The sequence below is a fragment of the Shinella sp. AETb1-6 genome, from assembly GCF_009826875.1.
In the GTDB taxonomy this organism is placed as follows: Bacteria; Pseudomonadota; Alphaproteobacteria; order Rhizobiales; family Rhizobiaceae; genus Shinella; species Shinella sumterensis.
In genome coordinates this window covers 88,737-103,574 of the sequence record NZ_WUMM01000015.1, presented here as the reverse complement: position 1 = coordinate 103,574, position 14,838 = coordinate 88,737, and the positions used below count along the sequence as shown (strand labels likewise).

The following is a 14,838-nucleotide window of genomic DNA, read 5'->3' as shown; positions in this document are numbered from 1 at the left end:
GATCCGATGAAACGGCTCGTTACGATCCTAAGGGCTATGGATTTCTGCAACGCGGATGAGTGCGCCTACGTGTGGCATAATGCGAATTGATGCGGCGCAATCTGGGAAAAGCAGGAGCCAAATAAAGCAACAGTCACGCCAACGGTTCAGACCCGTTCAACAGCTTATAAAGCTCCAAGAGGGGATACCATTTACACAAATACGCGCCAAGCGGCGCGTATTTGTGTTGGACATCACGTCCTCCGAAGCGAGGATCACGACATGATCAGGCCACCATCGACATTGATTGTCTGGCCGGTGATATAGGCTGCGTCGGCGGAGGCGAGGAAAGCGACGAGCGCGCCGACTTCGGCAGGCGTACCGGCACGGCCCATCGGAATGCCCTCGACCCATTCGGCCATCAGTTCACCTGGACCGTATTCGCCGAGCATCTGGCCCCAGACGCGGTCGTTATAGTCCCACATCTCGGTGTGAATGATGCCGGGGCAGATGGCGTTGACGGTGATGCCTTCGCGGGCGAGCTCTTTGGCAAGGCTCTGGGTCAGGCCGACGACGCCGAATTTCGAGGCGGCGTAGTGCGGCGTGTAGATGAAGCCCTGGCGGGCCTGGCCGGAGGCGGTGTTGATGAGGCGACCCCTGGTGCCGCTGGCGCGGAAGCGGCGGACCGCCTCCTGGCAGCACAGGAAGACGCCCTTGGTGTTGACGTCGAGATTGAGGTCCCATTCGCGCTCGGTCAGGTTTTCGACCTTGGCGATGGTGATGACGCCGGCATTCTGCACGGACACGGAGATCGCGCCGAGCTTGGTCTCGGCCTCGCCATAGGCTTCCTGCACGGCCTTGGCGTCCGTCACGTCGAGTGTAAGGCCGAGAATTTCAGCGCCGGTCTCGTTGGCGAGTGCGGCTGCCGCGTCCGCCGTGTCCTGTTCGATCGCGGCGATCACGACCTTCGCGCCCTCTTCGGCAAAGCGCTTGGCGATGCCGCGGCCGATGCCCTTGTTGCCGCCGGTCACGAATACCGTCTGGCCTGCAAAACGTGTCATGGTGTTTTCTCCATAATGCGCAGCAGGCCGACGTCGGATCCCGAATGGATCAGGCCGTGAGCCGTGCCGCAGTGAACTTGTCGGTGACAAGCACATCGATGACGCCCAGTTTCAGGGCGCCGGCGATGGCCTGGGTTTTCGATTCTCCGCCCGCTAGCGCCATGACGCGTGCGGTCTTGCGCAGTTCCTCCAGCGACAGGCCAATGACGCGGTCGTTGAGGGGTGTTTCGACCGGTTTGCCGTCCCGATCATAGAAGCGATAGGAAATCTCGCCGACCGCACCGGCCTCATGCAGCATTGCCATTTCCTGGGGGGAGAAGGTGTTGCCGGATCGGGCGAGAAGTTCCGACGGTTCCACGGCACCGATGCCGACGATGGCGAGACTGAGGCGGCCGAAGAGATCCATCGTCTCGCGCACCGCCGGGTCCGCGAGCATGACGAGCTTGGCTTCACGCGAGGAGGTGATGCCCTGTACGAGAAGCAGCCGCGGCTCGCCGCCGGTCAGCCGGGCGAGGCGGGCCGTCAGCTGCGTCGCGTGGGTCTGCACCGAGGCGTCGCCCATGCCGCCCAGAATTTGCACGATGTACTTGGCCTTGGCATTCTTCAGTGGGTGGATGTTGTCCACCATGCGCAGGATCGTCTGGCTCCAGCTCGAAACGCCGATGATCTCATCCTGTTGCAGCGTGACTTCGAGGAAGTGGGCCGCCGCTTCGCCGATGCGTGCCATGATTGCGCCATCACGATCTTCCGAACAGTCGATGACAATGGCTTCTGTCAGGCTGTAGCGCTCCCGCAGCGCCGTTTCGAGATCGGCGAAGGTGCCCGCGGGAGGAATGACCGTCGTGCGTACGATGTCTTCCTGCTCGGCTCGCTTGAGCATGCGCGATACAGTGGCCTGCGACATGTGCATGAGTTCGGCGATCTCAGCCTGTCGCTTGCCCTCGATGTGATACATCTGGGCGATACGGGCGATCAGTCGCAACTCGTTGAGCCGTCCCATGGAACCTCCGGAGGTGAATTTTTATTCACTCATAGAGGAAGGGGCCGATACGGTCGAGCGGTAGATTGCGTCCTGCCAGACGAGGAGGCGATCCGCGACATCGGACGTCCGGGGAGGGAGGATGTTGACGGCGCGGGGTAAGGCGGCAATGGCAGCGAGATCCCGCCAGACGCCGAGCGTCAGGCCTGCCATATAGGCCGCGCCCAACGCTGAAGCCTCTGGCGCGTCGCACTGGATGATCGTGTGATCCAACGTATCGGCGACGCATTGCATGAGGAACGTGTTCTTGCTCGGGCCGCCATCGGCATAGAGACGACCAAGCCGCGTGGGCGATTGCGACGACATGGCCTTGAAGACATCATGAACTTGAAAGGCAATGCTATCCGTCACGGCACGGGCCATCTGGGCGCGGCTCGTGTTGAAGGTGATGCCGCAAAACAGCGCACGAGCATCCGAATTCCAGTAGGGTGCGCCGAGGCCGACGAAGGCCGGAACGAAACCGGGTCCGCCGGGAGGAGCGGTGGCCGCGAGTTCGGTCAGCGCCTGCACATCCGGCAAGCCGAGCATGTCGGCCATCCAGGGCAGCGAGGCAGCGGAAACAAGGATGTTGCCCTCGAAGGCATAGGTCGGCTGTCCGTCGATCGACCAGGCGATGGTCGTGGTGATCCCCTGCTCGGGCGCAATGAAACGGGGCAGGGTCGTCATGATCGACGAGCCGGTGCCGAACGTCACCTTGCCATCACCGGGATTGAAGGCGCCGTGGCCGAACAATGCCGCGTGGCTGTCACCGATGGCGGAGGCGATCGGAATGCCATCCGGCAGACCCGGTACATTCTTCGTGACGCCGAAGTGCGATGCGCTGTCGCGCACCTCCGGCAAGGCGGATTTGGCCACGCCGAAGAGGGCGCAGAGTTCATCGCTCCAGACCTGCGCGTTGAGATCGTAAAGCTGGCTGCGGGCAGCATTGGCAGCGTCGCACGCATGGACCGCACCATCGGTGAAGCAATGGATGAGCCAAGCGTCGATCGTTCCGAGCCGAACCTTGCTGCCTGAAGGCATGCGATCGAGCAGCCACTTCATCTTCGGGCCGGGGAACATCGGGTCGATCGGCAGGCCGGTGAGCGCCTGGACCTGCGGCGCATGCCCGGCGGCGATCAACTCGGCGCAGGCCGGCGCGCTGCGGCGGCATTGCCAGCTGACCACAGGACCGAGCGGTTCTCCGGTCACCGCGTCCCATACGGTGACGGATTCGCGCTGGTTGGAAATCGCGATGCCGAGGACTTCAACGGCGGGTGCGGCTGCACGGCAGGTGGCGATGGCTTCGAGCACCGATTCCCAGAGACGCTGCGGGCTCTGTTCAACCCAACCTGGCTGAGGATGTTCAATGCCGACGGGGGACGAGCCGCGCGCCAGGATTTCGCCACTCGTGGAGACGAGCACGGCCTTCGAGTTCGTGGTGCCCTGGTCAATGGCAAGAATGGCGGTCGTCATCGCGGCTCCGGTCGGCGGAAAGAAGAAAAGGACGCGGCATGAGGGAGGTCTTGCCGCACCCCGCACGAAATCTGATCGCGCACGATTACGTGCGGGAAGATTTTCGCGCGATCAAGTCCACGGCTGCTTGCGCGATGCCGGCGGGCGCCATGCCGAATTCGTCAAGCAGAAACTCCGCGGAGCCGGTGGGCGGGAAAATGCCGGGCACGCCAAGGATTTTCATCGGCACGGGGGCTTCCGCCACGACCACTTCGGCGATGGCCGAGCCAAGACCGCCGAAGATGGAGTGCTCCTCTGCCGTGAGAATCGCCCCGGTGTCGCGGGCCGCGGACACGACCGCCGCGATGTCGATGGGGCGCACGGTTGCCATGTTGAGAACGCGCGCCTGGATACCCTGCTCGGCAAGAATGGCGGCGGCCTTCATCATACGGTGGGTGACGGTGCCATTCGCGATGAGCGTGACGGCATCGCCGTCGCGCAGCAAGTTCGCCTTGCCCAATTCGAATTTATGGCCTTCCGGCAGCAGATCCGGCACGCCAACGCGTGAAAGGCGCAGGAAGACCGGGCCGTCATAGGAGGCTGCCCATTCGACGGCAGCGGCCGTCTCGATGGAATCGCAGGGGGCGACGACCGGCAGGTTCGGCAACACGCGCGTCCAGGCAAAGTCCTCGATGGAATGGTGCGTCGGGCCGAGTTCACCATAGGCCATGCCGGAGGAGATGCCGATGAGCTTCACATTGGCATTGGAATAGGCGATGTCGGCCTTGATCTGCTCCAGCGAACGGCCGGTCAGGAAGCAGGCCGCGCCACAGACGAAGGGTAGGAGGCCACCATTGGCGAGGCCTGCGCCGACACCGACCAGCGCCTGCTCGGCAATGCCGACATTGACGAGCCGTTCGGGCCACTTGGCCTTGAAGCCGCCGAGCTTGGAGGAGCCGACGGAGTCGTTGCAGACGGCGACGATCTTGGGATTGTCGGCGCCCAGGCGCTCCAGCACGGCGACGAAGGCGTCACGGCAATCGTGCAGCTTGGGAGAGGGGGTGATGGCGTTCATGACAGGGCCTCCGAAAGCTCAGCGACGGCAATCTTGTATTGTTCGGCATTGGGCACCTTGTGGTGCCAGTCGACCTTGTCCTGCATGAAGGAAATGCCGTGGCCCTTGTTGGTGTGGGCGACGATGCAATGCGGTCGGCTACCGCGTTTCTCGAGCGCGGGGACGATCTCGTCCATGGCATTGCCGTTGATCTCGGTAACATCCCAGCCGAAGGCTTCGAGTTTGGCCGGGAAGGGCGCGAGATTGTTGGTGTCCTTCAGGGACGCACCCTGCTGGAAGCGGTTGTGGTCGATGATGAGCGTCAGGTTGTCGAGGCCGAACTGGGCGGCCGAAGCGATGGCTTCCCAGTTGGAGCCCTCCTGCATCTCGCCGTCGCCCGTCAGGACATAGGTGCGGTAAGTCGCACCGGTCAGCTTGGCGGCCTTCGCCATGCCGACGGCCACCGGCAGGCCGTGGCCCAGCGGGCCGGTGTTGGTTTCGACGCCGGGAACCTTGTTGCAGTTCGGATGGCCGTTGAGGCGCGAATGGGGCTTTAGGAAGGTCGCGACCTCTTCTTCCGGAATGAAGCCGCGCTTGGCGAGCGTCACATAGAGGGCGAGCGCCACATGGCCCTTCGAGAGCACGAAACGGTCGCGATCGGGGTGCTTCGGCTGGTCCGGCCAGACGCGCAGGACGCGGAAATAAAGCGCCGTCAGGATGTCGATGGCGGACATTTCGCCGCCGATATGGCCTGCGCCAGCTTCAAAAACCGCTTGCAGATCACGGAGACGGATCTGTTGAGCGATGCGGTCGAGATCATTCGGCTGCATGAAAACCTCGTTGTGAATAAATATACAGTTACAGATATACTTGCACGGATAATCGTGAAGTCAAGCGAAAATGGGGGCGGGAGTGCGGAATGAAATTCGCCTTGCTCGTCTTGACACCCGCCGATATGTTGCGATACGAATTTACACACAGTTATGAATATTTATGCGATAAGCCGAGCGCGAAGCCGCAAATGACCGGGAGGAGCGTCCATGGTGGCGGATGTGAAGGAACGACAGGGGTTCGCGGGCATCGTGTTGCCTTCGCTGCGCGGAGCCACAGGCCCGCTCATCGGCCTCATAGTGCTGTGCCTCTTCCTCACCTTTGCCACGGACAAGTTCCTGTCTGTGCGCAACTTCCTGAACGTGCTCGACCAGATCACGGTGCTCGGTGTGATGGCCGTCGGCATGACGCTCGTCATTCTCATCGGCGGCATCGACCTCGCGGTCGGTTCGGTCATGGCGTTGGCCATGATGGTGCTCGGTTACCTGAACGTGGTTGCCGGTGTGCCGATGGGGATCGCCATCCCGCTTGCCCTGCTCGTCGCGTCGCTGAACGGGCTGATTGCCGGGATATTGATCACGCGCTTCAACGTGCCGGCCTTTATCGCGACGCTTGCGATGATGTCGATCACGCGCGGTCTTGCCAACATGATAACCGACGGCCAGCAGATCATCGGCTTTCCTGCCTGGTTCAACATGATGGCCATCGTGCGTTTTGGCGGCTTCCTGACATTGACGGTCGCCGTGATGGTCGTCGTCTTCATCGTCGGCCTGCTCTACCAGCGCTACCGCCACGGTGGCCGCGTTCTCTACGCAATCGGCGGCAATGCCGAGGTGGCGCGCCTCGCCGGTATCAATGTTCAGCGCGCAACCGTGCTCGTCTACGTCGTGTGCAGCTTTCTCGCCGGCCTCTCGGGCATGGTGCTTGCCGCCCGTCTCGACTCCGTGCAGCCGTCCTCGGGCGTGTCCTATGAACTCGATGCGATTGCGGCGGTGGTCATTGGCGGTACGTCGCTGTCGGGCGGCACCGGCGGCATCGGCGGGACGATCATCGGTGTCCTGATCATCGGCGTGCTGCGCAACGGTCTCAACCTGCTTAGCGTCTCGCCCTTCATGCAGCAGGTCATCATCGGCGCAGTCATCGTGCTCGCCGTCACGGCCGAAACCTATCGCAAGCGCAAATAACGACGTTCACCCCCATCGCGATCGCGATGGGGCGGAAAAACGGTCGGCAATCGTGCAGGCCGGCAAAGGGAAGGCGGTTTTCTGCGAGGCAGGCACCGCCGGGTAACGTGGAGGAGAAATCATGAAACTGTCCAAACTGCTGCTGGCGGCAACCGCCGCGTCCATGCTCGCACTTCCGGCTTCCGCCGCCGAAGTCAAGAAGATCGGCCTTGCCGTGCCGAACCTGCAGGCCGACTTCTTCAACCAGATCAAGCTCGGCGTTGAAAAGCATGCCAAGGAAAAGGGCATCGAAGTTGTCGTCGTCGATGCGAAGAACGACACCAATACCCAGGTCAGTCAGGTTCAGGACCTGATGACGCAGGACATCAACGCCTTCATCTACATCCCGGCCGGCGCCGCTGCCGCTGCCGTTCCGACCCGTCTCGCGCGTGAAGCCGGCATTCCGGTGATCAATGTCGACCGCACGCCCGAAGGCGCGCCGGGCGATACGTTCATCGCTGGCGAAAGCGTCCAGTCCGCCTACGAAGTCTGCAAGTACATCATCGGCAAGGCCGGTGGCTCGGGCAAGATGGCGATCATCCACGGCCAGAAGGGGACGACACCTGAAGTCGATCGCTTCACGGGCTGCAAAAAGGCAATCGACGAGAACAAGGGCGTCGAACTGGTCGACCAGCAGTGGAGCAACATGTGGTCGGCCGACGAAGGCTTCACGATTGCGCAGAACATGCTCCAGGCGAACCCGGACATCACGATCATCTTCGGTCAGGCCGATGGTCTTGCGATGGGTGCCGCCAAGGCTGTCGACGTTGCAAACCTCTCGGACAAGGTAATCATTGGCGGTTATGACGGCGACGTCTCTGCGCTCGAATACCTCGCGAAGTGCAAGGGTCCGTTCATCGCGACCGCGACGCAGAGCACGCAGAAGATGGGCGTTCTGGCCGTTGAATCCGCGCTCGCCGTCGCAGCCGGCCAGAAGGTGGAAGAGCGCCAGACGCCGAACGCCGTCCTGACGACTTGCGAAAACGCACCGGAATTCGTCAAGAGCCATCCGTAATCCGGGACAGTAGCAAAAGGCAGCAGCGCCATGACGAACCGCTCTTCCCTCCTGTCGCTCCGTGGAATCCAGAAATCCTACGGTCCGATCAAGGTGCTCCACGGTGTCGATCTCGACATCTATCCGGGAGAGGTCGTGGCGCTGCTCGGCGAAAACGGTGCGGGAAAATCGACCCTGTCGAACATCATTTCCGGCACCGTCCAGCCCTCCGACGGCGAAATGACCTGGCTCGGCAAGCCCTATGCCCCCGCCAATCCCCGCGCCGCGATGGACGAGGGCGTGGGCATGATCCATCAGGAATTGAAGCTTCTGCCGAAACTCTCCATCGCCGAGAACGTCTTCGTCGGTCGCTACCCCATGAAATCCGGCGGTCTCGACCGCCGTGCGATGGAAGAGCGTGCCCGCGCCGGCCTGCAGCGTCTCGGTCTCGACGTGTCGCCCGACCGTCTTGTCGAGGGGCTCTCGACCGGTCGGCAGCAGCTGATCGAGATCGCGAAGGCGCTAACGCTGAATGCGCGCCTGCTCATTCTGGACGAGCCGACGGCAGCACTCGGTGGCGAGGAGACGCAACTTCTCTTCCACCAGATCGAGCGCCTGAAGGCCGAAGGCGTCGGCATCATCTATATCTCGCACCGCCTCGAGGAAATCCGCCGGATCACCGATCGCATCGTCGTGATGCGCGATGGCGCCAAAGTGCAGGAATTCGACCGTGGCGACGTACCGATCCGCACGATTGTCGAGGCGATGGTCGGGCGCTCGCTGGAGCGCATGTTCCCGACATTGCCCACACCGACGGATGAGGTGACGCTCGAAGTGCGTGGCCTGTCGGCGCCATCGAAGGCATTTCGCGACATCAATTTTTCCGTTCGTAAAGGCGAGGTCTTCGGCATCGCCGGTCTGATGGGCGCTGGTCGTACCGAGCTCGTGCGGGCGATCACCGGTGCCGACCCGATCGCCAGCGGCGAAGTGCTGCTGCACGGCAAGCCGGTGACGCCGCGTTCGCCGATCGATGCGATCCGCAACGGCATCGTGCTCGTGCCGGAGGATCGCAAGCTGCAGGGCGTCGTGCTCGACCATTCGATCGCCGAAAATATCGGCTATGCCAATCTCGGCGAGATTTCCCGCAACGGCTGGATTTCGTCGCGCCGCATCCGAGAATTCGCGGAAGACTACATCAAGCGTTTCGGCGTGAAGGGGCGTGGCGGGCAGAATGCCGGCGAGCTCTCCGGCGGCAACCAGCAGAAGGTGGTGCTGGCCAAGTGGCTGGCGCGCAAGCCGCAGGTGGTGGTGCTGGACGAACCGACGCGCGGCATCGACGTCGGCGCGCGCTCGTCGATCTACGATCTCATCGTGGGCCTGGCGCGCGAAGGCGTCACCGTCATCGTGGTCAGCTCCGACCTCGAGGAGGTGCTGGGCGTCTCCAGCCGCATCATGGTCATGGCACAGGGCAAACAGGCCGGTATCCTGAACCGCGAGGACGCCAACGACGTCTCGGTCATGGAACTGGCGACACTTTGAACAGGAATAGACAGCATGTCGGAAATCAAACTCAACGCACCGAAATTGTTCGATCTCTCGGGCAACGTTGCCCTCGTCACAGGTGCCGGTAGCGGTATCGGCCAGCGCATCGCGATGGGCCTTGCCCAGTGTGGTGCGGACGTCGCCCTGCTTGACCGTCGGACGGATGATGGCCTCGCCCAAACGGCTGATTTCATCGCGCGTGCTGGCCGTCGCAGCGTCCAGATCGCCGCCGACGTTACAAGCGGCGCGGCGCTGACCGACGCGGTTGCGCGCACCGAAGCAGAGCTCGGCTCTCTTACGCTCGCCGTCAACGCCGCCGGTATCGCCAATGCCAATCCGGCGGAGGAGATGGAGGAGAGCCAGTTCCAGACGATGATGGACATCAACCTGAAGGGCGTGTTCCTCTCCTGCCAGGCCGAAGCGCGCGCCATGCTGAAGACCGGCCGCGGCGCCATCGTCAATATCGCCTCGATGTCTGGCGTCATCGTCAATCGCGGCCTGAGCCAGTGCCATTACAATGCCTCCAAGGCCGGCGTCATCCACATGACCAAATCCATGGCCATGGAATGGGTCGGCCGCGGCATCCGCGTCAACACGATCAGCCCCGGCTATACCGCAACGCCGATGAACACCCGGCCTGAAATGGTGCATCAGACGAAGCTGTTCGAAGAGCAGACGCCGATGCAGCGCATGGCCAATGTCGACGAAATGGTCGGCCCGGCCGTCTTCCTTCTCTCGGATGCGGCAAGCTTCGTGACGGGTGTCGACCTGCTCGTCGATGGTGGCTTCTGCTGCTGGTAATCGCCAAGCGGCATCGAAGACATAGCCGTGATTCAGGCGGGCGTGTAGGGCCTGACTGATACGTCACTTGTTTTGGCTGACGGATGAGCAAACGGCCCCGGGCGTCATATCTGTTTCATCGCATTTGCCAGGGCGGACTCATCGTAGGGCTTTCCAAGGATGACCGCATCGGCGATCCATTCGTGCCCGTCCACACGCGGAATCCCGGCTGCACCTGAAGAAAATATGATGCCGAGTCCCGGCTTCTGCCGCCGGCATTCAACCGCAAGCTCCGCTCCGGACATGCCCGGAAGCCCGATATCAGAGCAGAAGGTCGATCGCCTCTCGTGACAAGACCTTGAGTGCCTCTTCGGCGCTGACGGCCTCAAACACCACATGCCCCATCGCCTCCAAACCGACGACCAAGGCACCCGATCGTCCGGTTTCGCCCGTCGGCATAACGGGAACAACCGCTGCGGATTTGGGCGGGATGCGCCATCCTCCGGTCGGGAGATCACGTGCGGTGATCGCGGCGAGATCGTCGATAAGAACCGGCCGCTGGCCATGGAGCGCCTCCGCTATCGGAAGGATTGATGCTTCACGAAGACGGATCGCTGTCGCGAGGCCGGAACCTTGCGTTACAGATGGCAAGCTTCACCGGCGTTGCCATCTGTGCAACTCATCGGATTCAAGTGAATCGGCTTGTGATCGTTCCGAGGAGCCGAACAGCCCATTGGCACACGGGTTCGCGGCCGGCAGACCTGCGAGGGCCTCCATCGGACCGACGCTGCAAATGCCAAGGCCGAACAAGAAGAACTTGTCTAAGCGCGTTAATTTCTTCGTTTAAGCGGGTGGCTTCCGCGGGCATGCTCCAACGTGCCTCATGGGGATTGTGTAATGACGAAAGCACTTGTCACGGGGGCGACGCGGGCCCCCGGACGCCCGATCGCCACGATGCTTGCAAAAGAGGGTTGGGACGTGCGCGCGCTGGGCCGTGACCGCATCGCGCTGGACGAGATGCACGGTGAACACAAAATCGTGCCGCTGGCTATGGATCTGACGGATCGCGCGTATGTCTGCGCCGTCGCGGAAGGGCTGGCTATCGACTCCGGCTTTCAACCTCACATCATCGAACGACAGGAAGATGGGTATGGAACGTAATGGAGGGCAGCTGCTCGTCGAGTGCCTCTTGGCACTGGGGGCGACGAAAAGCTTCGGCGTGCCGGGGGAGAGCTACCTCGCGGTTCTCGATGCGCTGCATGATACTGGCGGACGCCTCGATTATATCCTGTGCCGCAATGAAGGTGGTGCCGCGTTCATGGCCGCCGCCTACGGGAAGCTCACCCGCCAGCCGGGCATCTGCTTCGTGACCCGTGGTCCCGGCGCCGCCAATGCCTCGATCGGCGTGCACACCGCCATGCAGGATTCTGCACCGATGATCCTCTTCGTCGGACAGGTTGGAACCGACATGAAGGGTCGCGAGGCTTTCCAGGAAGTCGATTACAAGGCCGTTTTCGGCTCCATGGCAAAGTGGGCCGTCGAAATCGATCAGGTCGAACGTGTCCCCGAAATCCTCTCTCGCGCCTGGACGCTTGCGATTTCGGGCCGTCCCGGCCCCGTCGTGATCGCGCTGCCGGAAGACATGCTGACCTCGCTTACGGGGGCCGCGCCTCTGTCAGGCCCTGTCGAGATCGCTGAGCCCGCGCCGTCGGCTCCTGCCATGCAGCGGCTGCACCGGATGCTGGAAGGCGCAGAGCGTCCCGTCATTCTCTATGGCGGCTGCAACTGGGCCGATGGTGCAATGGACGCGGTCCGGAATTTTGCCGAGTCGTCCGACATTCCGGTGGTGTCCGTCTTCCGTTATCAGGACCAGTACGACAATGCCTCGCCGACCTTCTGCGGCGAAGCCGGCGTGGGCATGGTCGCCTCCGTCAAGGAATTGTTGCGCGAAGCCGACGTCATCCTCGCGGTCAACAACCGCTTCGGCGAGAACTCGACAGACGGCTACACGCTGTTCGATGTTCCGCAACCACGCCAGCAGATCATCCATATCCATGGTTCGGACCTGGAGATCGGCAAGGTCTACAGGCCCGCGTTCGGTATTCACGCCGGCCCGAACGCCTTTGCGGAAGCTCTGGGCGCGCTTGAGCCCGTCAAGGGCGGGTGGGCGCAATGGCGGGCCAAGGGGCGTGCCGCGTACGAAAAGAGCTTCGACCTTCCCGATCTGCCCTCGCCGGTAGACATGGGCAAGGTGACCGCTCTCCTGAACGAAATTCTGCCTGACGACGTGATCCTGACCAACGGCGCGGGAAACTTCACCGTCTGGCCCAACAAGTTCTTCAGGTTCGGGCCGAAGGCGCGCCTCCTGGCTCCGCAGTCGGGCGCGATGGGCTATGGCGTTCCGGCCGCCATCGCCGCCAAGGTCGCCCATCCCGACCGCACCGTCGTCTGCTTTGCCGGCGACGGCGATTTCCAGATGAACTGCCAGGAACTGGCGACGGCCCTTCAGCACGGCGCGCAGCCGATCATCCTTCTTCTCAACAATGGCATCTACGGCACGATCCGCGCCCATCAGGAGCGGCATTACCCGGAGCGCGTCTCCGGCACAACGATGGTCAATCCGGATTTCGTGGCCCTTGCGAAGTCCTACGGTTTCCACGCCGAGCGTATAGGGGCGACTTCGGACTTCGCGGCCGCCTTCGAAAGGGCGCGGGCGTCCAAGACCGGCGCGCTTCTCGACCTTGACATTTCACCCGAAGCGTTGACCCCGCGCCAGACGCTGAGCCAAATGCGCAAGGCCGCTCTTTCTGCAAAGGAAACCGCATGACAAAGCGTCACGACATCCGCCTCGGCGCCGATATCGGCGGTACCTTTACCGATATCGCACTCGATGTGCGCGGCAAGCTCTTCTCGACAAAGGTCCTGACCGATTATTCGGCACCGGAACAAGCGATTCTGGACGGTATCGAAATCGTTATCTTGGATGCGGGCATTTCGGCTGACGATATCGACATCGTCATCCACGGCACGACGCTTGCCACCAATGCGCTCATCGAGCGCCGCGGTGCGAGGACAGCCCTCATCACCACCGAGGGGTTCCGTGACGTCATCGAGATGCGCACGGAAAACCGGTTCGAACAATACGATCTCAGCCTCGTGCTGCCAAAGCCATTGATCCCGCGTGAGGATCGCTTTCCGGTCAAGGGGCGCATCGATGCGCAGGGCAAGGAGCTCCAAGCGCTCGACGAAGCGGCATTGGAAGCTCTTGCGGACGTTATCGCCGAGGGTGACTTCGGGTCCGTCGCCATCGGCTTCATCCATTCGTACATGAACCCGGCGCATGAGCAACGCGCTCGCGAAATCCTGTCCCGGAAGCTCTCGATCCCGATCTCGCTCTCGTCGGAGGTCTCGCCGCAAATGCGCGAGTTCGAGCGATTCAATACGGTCTGTGCCAATGCCTATGTCCGCCCGCAGATGGCCGACTATTTGTCGCGGTTGCAGGTGCGGCTGAAGGAGATGGGAGCGGAGTGCCCGGTCTTCATGATCCATTCGGGCGGCGGGCTGATCTCGGTCGAGACGGCGTCCGAGTTTCCGGTTCGGCTTGTCGAATCCGGCCCCGCGGGCGGCGCGATCTTTGCTGCCGACATCGCTCGCCGCTTCAGCCTGGACCGTGTCGTCTCCTATGACATGGGCGGCACGACGGCGAAAATTTGCCTCATCGAGGATTACCAGCCGCACACGGCGCGCACTTTCGAAGTCGCCCGCACCTACCGCTTCTGCAAGGGCTCGGGCATGCCGATCTCCATTCCTGTCATCGAGATGATCGAGATCGGTGCGGGCGGCGGCTCCATTGCCTGGGTCGATGCCATGGGCCGCATCCAGGCCGGCCCGGAATCGGCGGCCTCGGAGCCCGGCCCGGCCTGTTACCAGCGTGGCGGCGAGCGGCCGGCGATCACGGATGCGGATCTCGTGCTCGGCAAGCTCGATCCCGACAACTTCGCCGGCGGCAAGATCAAGCTTTCGGTCGAAAGCGCCAGTGCGGCGATCGCACGCGACATCGGCGACCCACTGAAGCTCGCCACCGAAGCGGCCGCCTTCGGCATCGTCGAGGTGGTGGACGAGAACATGGCCAATGCGGCACGCGTCCATGCGGTCGAGAACGGCAAGAATATTTCCGAAAACATCATGATCGCCTTCGGGGGTGCTGCCCCCCTGCACGCCGCCCGTCTCTGCGAAAAACTCGGCGTCGACCAGTGCCTCATCCCGCAAGGGGCGGGCGTGGGGTCGGCGATCGGCTTCCTGAAGGCGCCGTTCGGCTATGAAGCGCTGGCATCCAAGATCATGGCCCTGTCCAAGTTCGATGCCGGATCGATCAACGCCATGCTCGACGACCTGAAGGCGACCGCCGAAGGGTTCGTGCGCGCTGGAACCGATGGAGCGATCGTGCGCGAAATCACCGCCTTCATGCGGTACAGGGGTCAGGGTTGGGAAATCCCCGTGCCACTGCCCGACCGCGCCTTTACGGCGGCGGACACCGGCATGATCGAGGCGGCCTTCAAGGAGCGCTACGCCCAGTTCTTCGGCCGTGCGGTCGAAGGCCCGGAAATCGAATTCGTCACCTGGTCCGTCAAGGCGCAGGACGTGCGCCCCGAGGGCGAGCGCTTCACGCTTGAAACGGACGGTGCCGCGATACCCGCGCCCACCACGAGAGCCGTCTTCGACCCGGCCTCCGGCAGGACGCTGGAAACCGCGATCGTGCCGCGCGAGACGCTGTCACCAGGCGCGCGGGTCACCGGCCCTGCGGTCATCGTCGAGCGGGAAACCTCCACCATCGTCACGTCGCCGTTCGATGCCGTCATCCAGATCGACGGCACCATTCTTCTCGTGCGCAAGGGTCACTGATC

At 62.7% G+C, this 14,838-nt stretch carries 13 protein-coding genes; 7 read left to right on the top strand and 6 right to left on the bottom strand.

The genetic code is table 11. The features are described from left to right. Positions 1-254: 254 nt before the first annotated feature. The 5 genes from GR158_RS21650 to GR158_RS21630 all read right to left on the bottom strand — a co-directional run bounded on the left by GR158_RS21650 (position 255) and on the right by GR158_RS21630 (position 5,394). Positions 255-1,040: an SDR family oxidoreductase gene (locus GR158_RS21650; protein WP_160872546.1), complete on the bottom strand. Its 786-nt coding sequence runs from the start codon at positions 1,038-1,040 to the stop codon at positions 255-257. Positions 1,041-1,089: 49 nt separating this feature from the next. Next, complete coding sequence (locus GR158_RS21645) at positions 1,090-2,040, bottom strand: sugar-binding transcriptional regulator (RefSeq protein WP_134652033.1); 951 nt, start codon at positions 2,038-2,040, stop codon at positions 1,090-1,092. 21 nt (positions 2,041-2,061) lie between these two features. Next, positions 2,062-3,531, bottom strand: coding sequence for an FGGY family carbohydrate kinase (locus GR158_RS21640; protein ID WP_160872545.1), 1,470 nt, complete (start codon positions 3,529-3,531; stop codon positions 2,062-2,064). Between the two features lie 85 nt (positions 3,532-3,616). Further along, the gene (locus tag GR158_RS21635; protein WP_160872544.1) at positions 3,617-4,585 is read right to left on the bottom strand and encodes a transketolase family protein; all 969 of its coding nucleotides are present in this window, start codon (positions 4,583-4,585) and stop codon (positions 3,617-3,619) included. Next, the gene (locus tag GR158_RS21630; RefSeq protein WP_160872543.1) at positions 4,582-5,394 is read right to left on the bottom strand and encodes a transketolase; all 813 of its coding nucleotides are present in this window, start codon (positions 5,392-5,394) and stop codon (positions 4,582-4,584) included. The genes GR158_RS21635 and GR158_RS21630 overlap by 4 nt, the downstream gene beginning before the upstream one ends. 210 nt (positions 5,395-5,604) lie before the next feature. On the opposite strand from GR158_RS21630, the gene GR158_RS21625 reads away from it, so the two are divergent. The 4 genes from GR158_RS21625 to GR158_RS21610 all read left to right on the top strand — a co-directional run bounded on the left by GR158_RS21625 (position 5,605) and on the right by GR158_RS21610 (position 9,955). Next, positions 5,605-6,579 carry an ABC transporter permease gene (locus GR158_RS21625; protein ID WP_134652041.1) on the top strand — a complete coding sequence of 325 codons (975 nt, stop codon included), beginning with the start codon at positions 5,605-5,607 and terminating at the stop codon, positions 6,577-6,579. A 121-nt stretch (positions 6,580-6,700) separates the two neighbouring features. Next, positions 6,701-7,633: a substrate-binding domain-containing protein gene (locus GR158_RS21620; protein ID WP_134652043.1), complete on the top strand. Its 933-nt coding sequence runs from the start codon at positions 6,701-6,703 to the stop codon at positions 7,631-7,633. A 30-nt stretch (positions 7,634-7,663) separates the two neighbouring features. Then, on the top strand, positions 7,664-9,151 hold the full coding sequence (locus GR158_RS21615; RefSeq protein ID WP_160872542.1) for a sugar ABC transporter ATP-binding protein: 1,488 nt from the start codon (positions 7,664-7,666) through the stop codon (positions 9,149-9,151). A 15-nt stretch (positions 9,152-9,166) separates the two neighbouring features. Continuing rightward, the gene (locus tag GR158_RS21610) at positions 9,167-9,955 is read left to right on the top strand and encodes an SDR family oxidoreductase (protein WP_134652047.1); all 789 of its coding nucleotides are present in this window, start codon (positions 9,167-9,169) and stop codon (positions 9,953-9,955) included. Positions 9,956-10,059: 104 nt separating this feature from the next. Here the strand turns inward: GR158_RS21610 and GR158_RS21605 are convergent, their stop codons facing one another. Continuing rightward, complete coding sequence (locus GR158_RS21605; protein WP_160872541.1) at positions 10,060-10,239, bottom strand: histidine kinase; 180 nt, start codon at positions 10,237-10,239, stop codon at positions 10,060-10,062. Positions 10,240-10,831: 592 nt separating this feature from the next. Here GR158_RS21605 and GR158_RS21600 point away from each other — a divergent pair. Genes GR158_RS21600 through GR158_RS21590 form a run of 3 tightly spaced genes read left to right on the top strand, consistent with a single transcriptional unit; the run spans position 10,832 to position 14,836 of the window. Beyond that, positions 10,832-11,095 carry an SDR family NAD(P)-dependent oxidoreductase gene (locus GR158_RS21600; RefSeq protein WP_160872540.1) on the top strand — a complete coding sequence of 88 codons (264 nt, stop codon included), beginning with the start codon at positions 10,832-10,834 and terminating at the stop codon, positions 11,093-11,095. After that, positions 11,085-12,761 carry a thiamine pyrophosphate-dependent enzyme gene (locus GR158_RS21595; protein ID WP_160872539.1) on the top strand — a complete coding sequence of 559 codons (1,677 nt, stop codon included), beginning with the start codon at positions 11,085-11,087 and terminating at the stop codon, positions 12,759-12,761. The genes GR158_RS21600 and GR158_RS21595 overlap by 11 nt, the downstream gene beginning before the upstream one ends. Further along, positions 12,758-14,836, top strand: coding sequence for a hydantoinase/oxoprolinase family protein (locus GR158_RS21590; protein WP_160872538.1), 2,079 nt, complete (start codon positions 12,758-12,760; stop codon positions 14,834-14,836). The genes GR158_RS21595 and GR158_RS21590 overlap by 4 nt, the downstream gene beginning before the upstream one ends. Positions 14,837-14,838: the final 2 nt, after the last annotated feature.

Bases quoted from the DNA above. Each gene is read 5' to 3' on its own strand.
- GR158_RS21590 (WP_160872538.1), top strand. From the start codon at position 12,758: ATGACAAAGCGTCACGACATCCGCCTCGGCGCCGATATCGGCGGTACC.
- GR158_RS21635 (WP_160872544.1), bottom strand. From the start codon at position 4,585: ATGAACGCCATCACCCCCTCTCCCAAGCTGCACGATTGCCGTGACGCC.
- GR158_RS21640 (WP_160872545.1), bottom strand. From the start codon at position 3,531: ATGACGACCGCCATTCTTGCCATTGACCAGGGCACCACGAACTCGAAG.
- GR158_RS21610 (WP_134652047.1), top strand. From the start codon at position 9,167: ATGTCGGAAATCAAACTCAACGCACCGAAATTGTTCGATCTCTCGGGC.
- GR158_RS21630 (WP_160872543.1), bottom strand. From the start codon at position 5,394: ATGCAGCCGAATGATCTCGACCGCATCGCTCAACAGATCCGTCTCCGT.
- GR158_RS21605 (WP_160872541.1), bottom strand. From the start codon at position 10,239: ATGTCCGGAGCGGAGCTTGCGGTTGAATGCCGGCGGCAGAAGCCGGGA.
- GR158_RS21650 (WP_160872546.1), bottom strand. From the start codon at position 1,040: ATGACACGTTTTGCAGGCCAGACGGTATTCGTGACCGGCGGCAACAAG.
- GR158_RS21595 (WP_160872539.1), top strand. From the start codon at position 11,085: ATGGAACGTAATGGAGGGCAGCTGCTCGTCGAGTGCCTCTTGGCACTG.
- GR158_RS21600 (WP_160872540.1), top strand. From the start codon at position 10,832: ATGACGAAAGCACTTGTCACGGGGGCGACGCGGGCCCCCGGACGCCCG.
- GR158_RS21645 (WP_134652033.1), bottom strand. From the start codon at position 2,040: ATGGGACGGCTCAACGAGTTGCGACTGATCGCCCGTATCGCCCAGATG.
- GR158_RS21615 (WP_160872542.1), top strand. From the start codon at position 7,664: ATGACGAACCGCTCTTCCCTCCTGTCGCTCCGTGGAATCCAGAAATCC.
- GR158_RS21620 (WP_134652043.1), top strand. From the start codon at position 6,701: ATGAAACTGTCCAAACTGCTGCTGGCGGCAACCGCCGCGTCCATGCTC.
- GR158_RS21625 (WP_134652041.1), top strand. From the start codon at position 5,605: ATGGTGGCGGATGTGAAGGAACGACAGGGGTTCGCGGGCATCGTGTTG.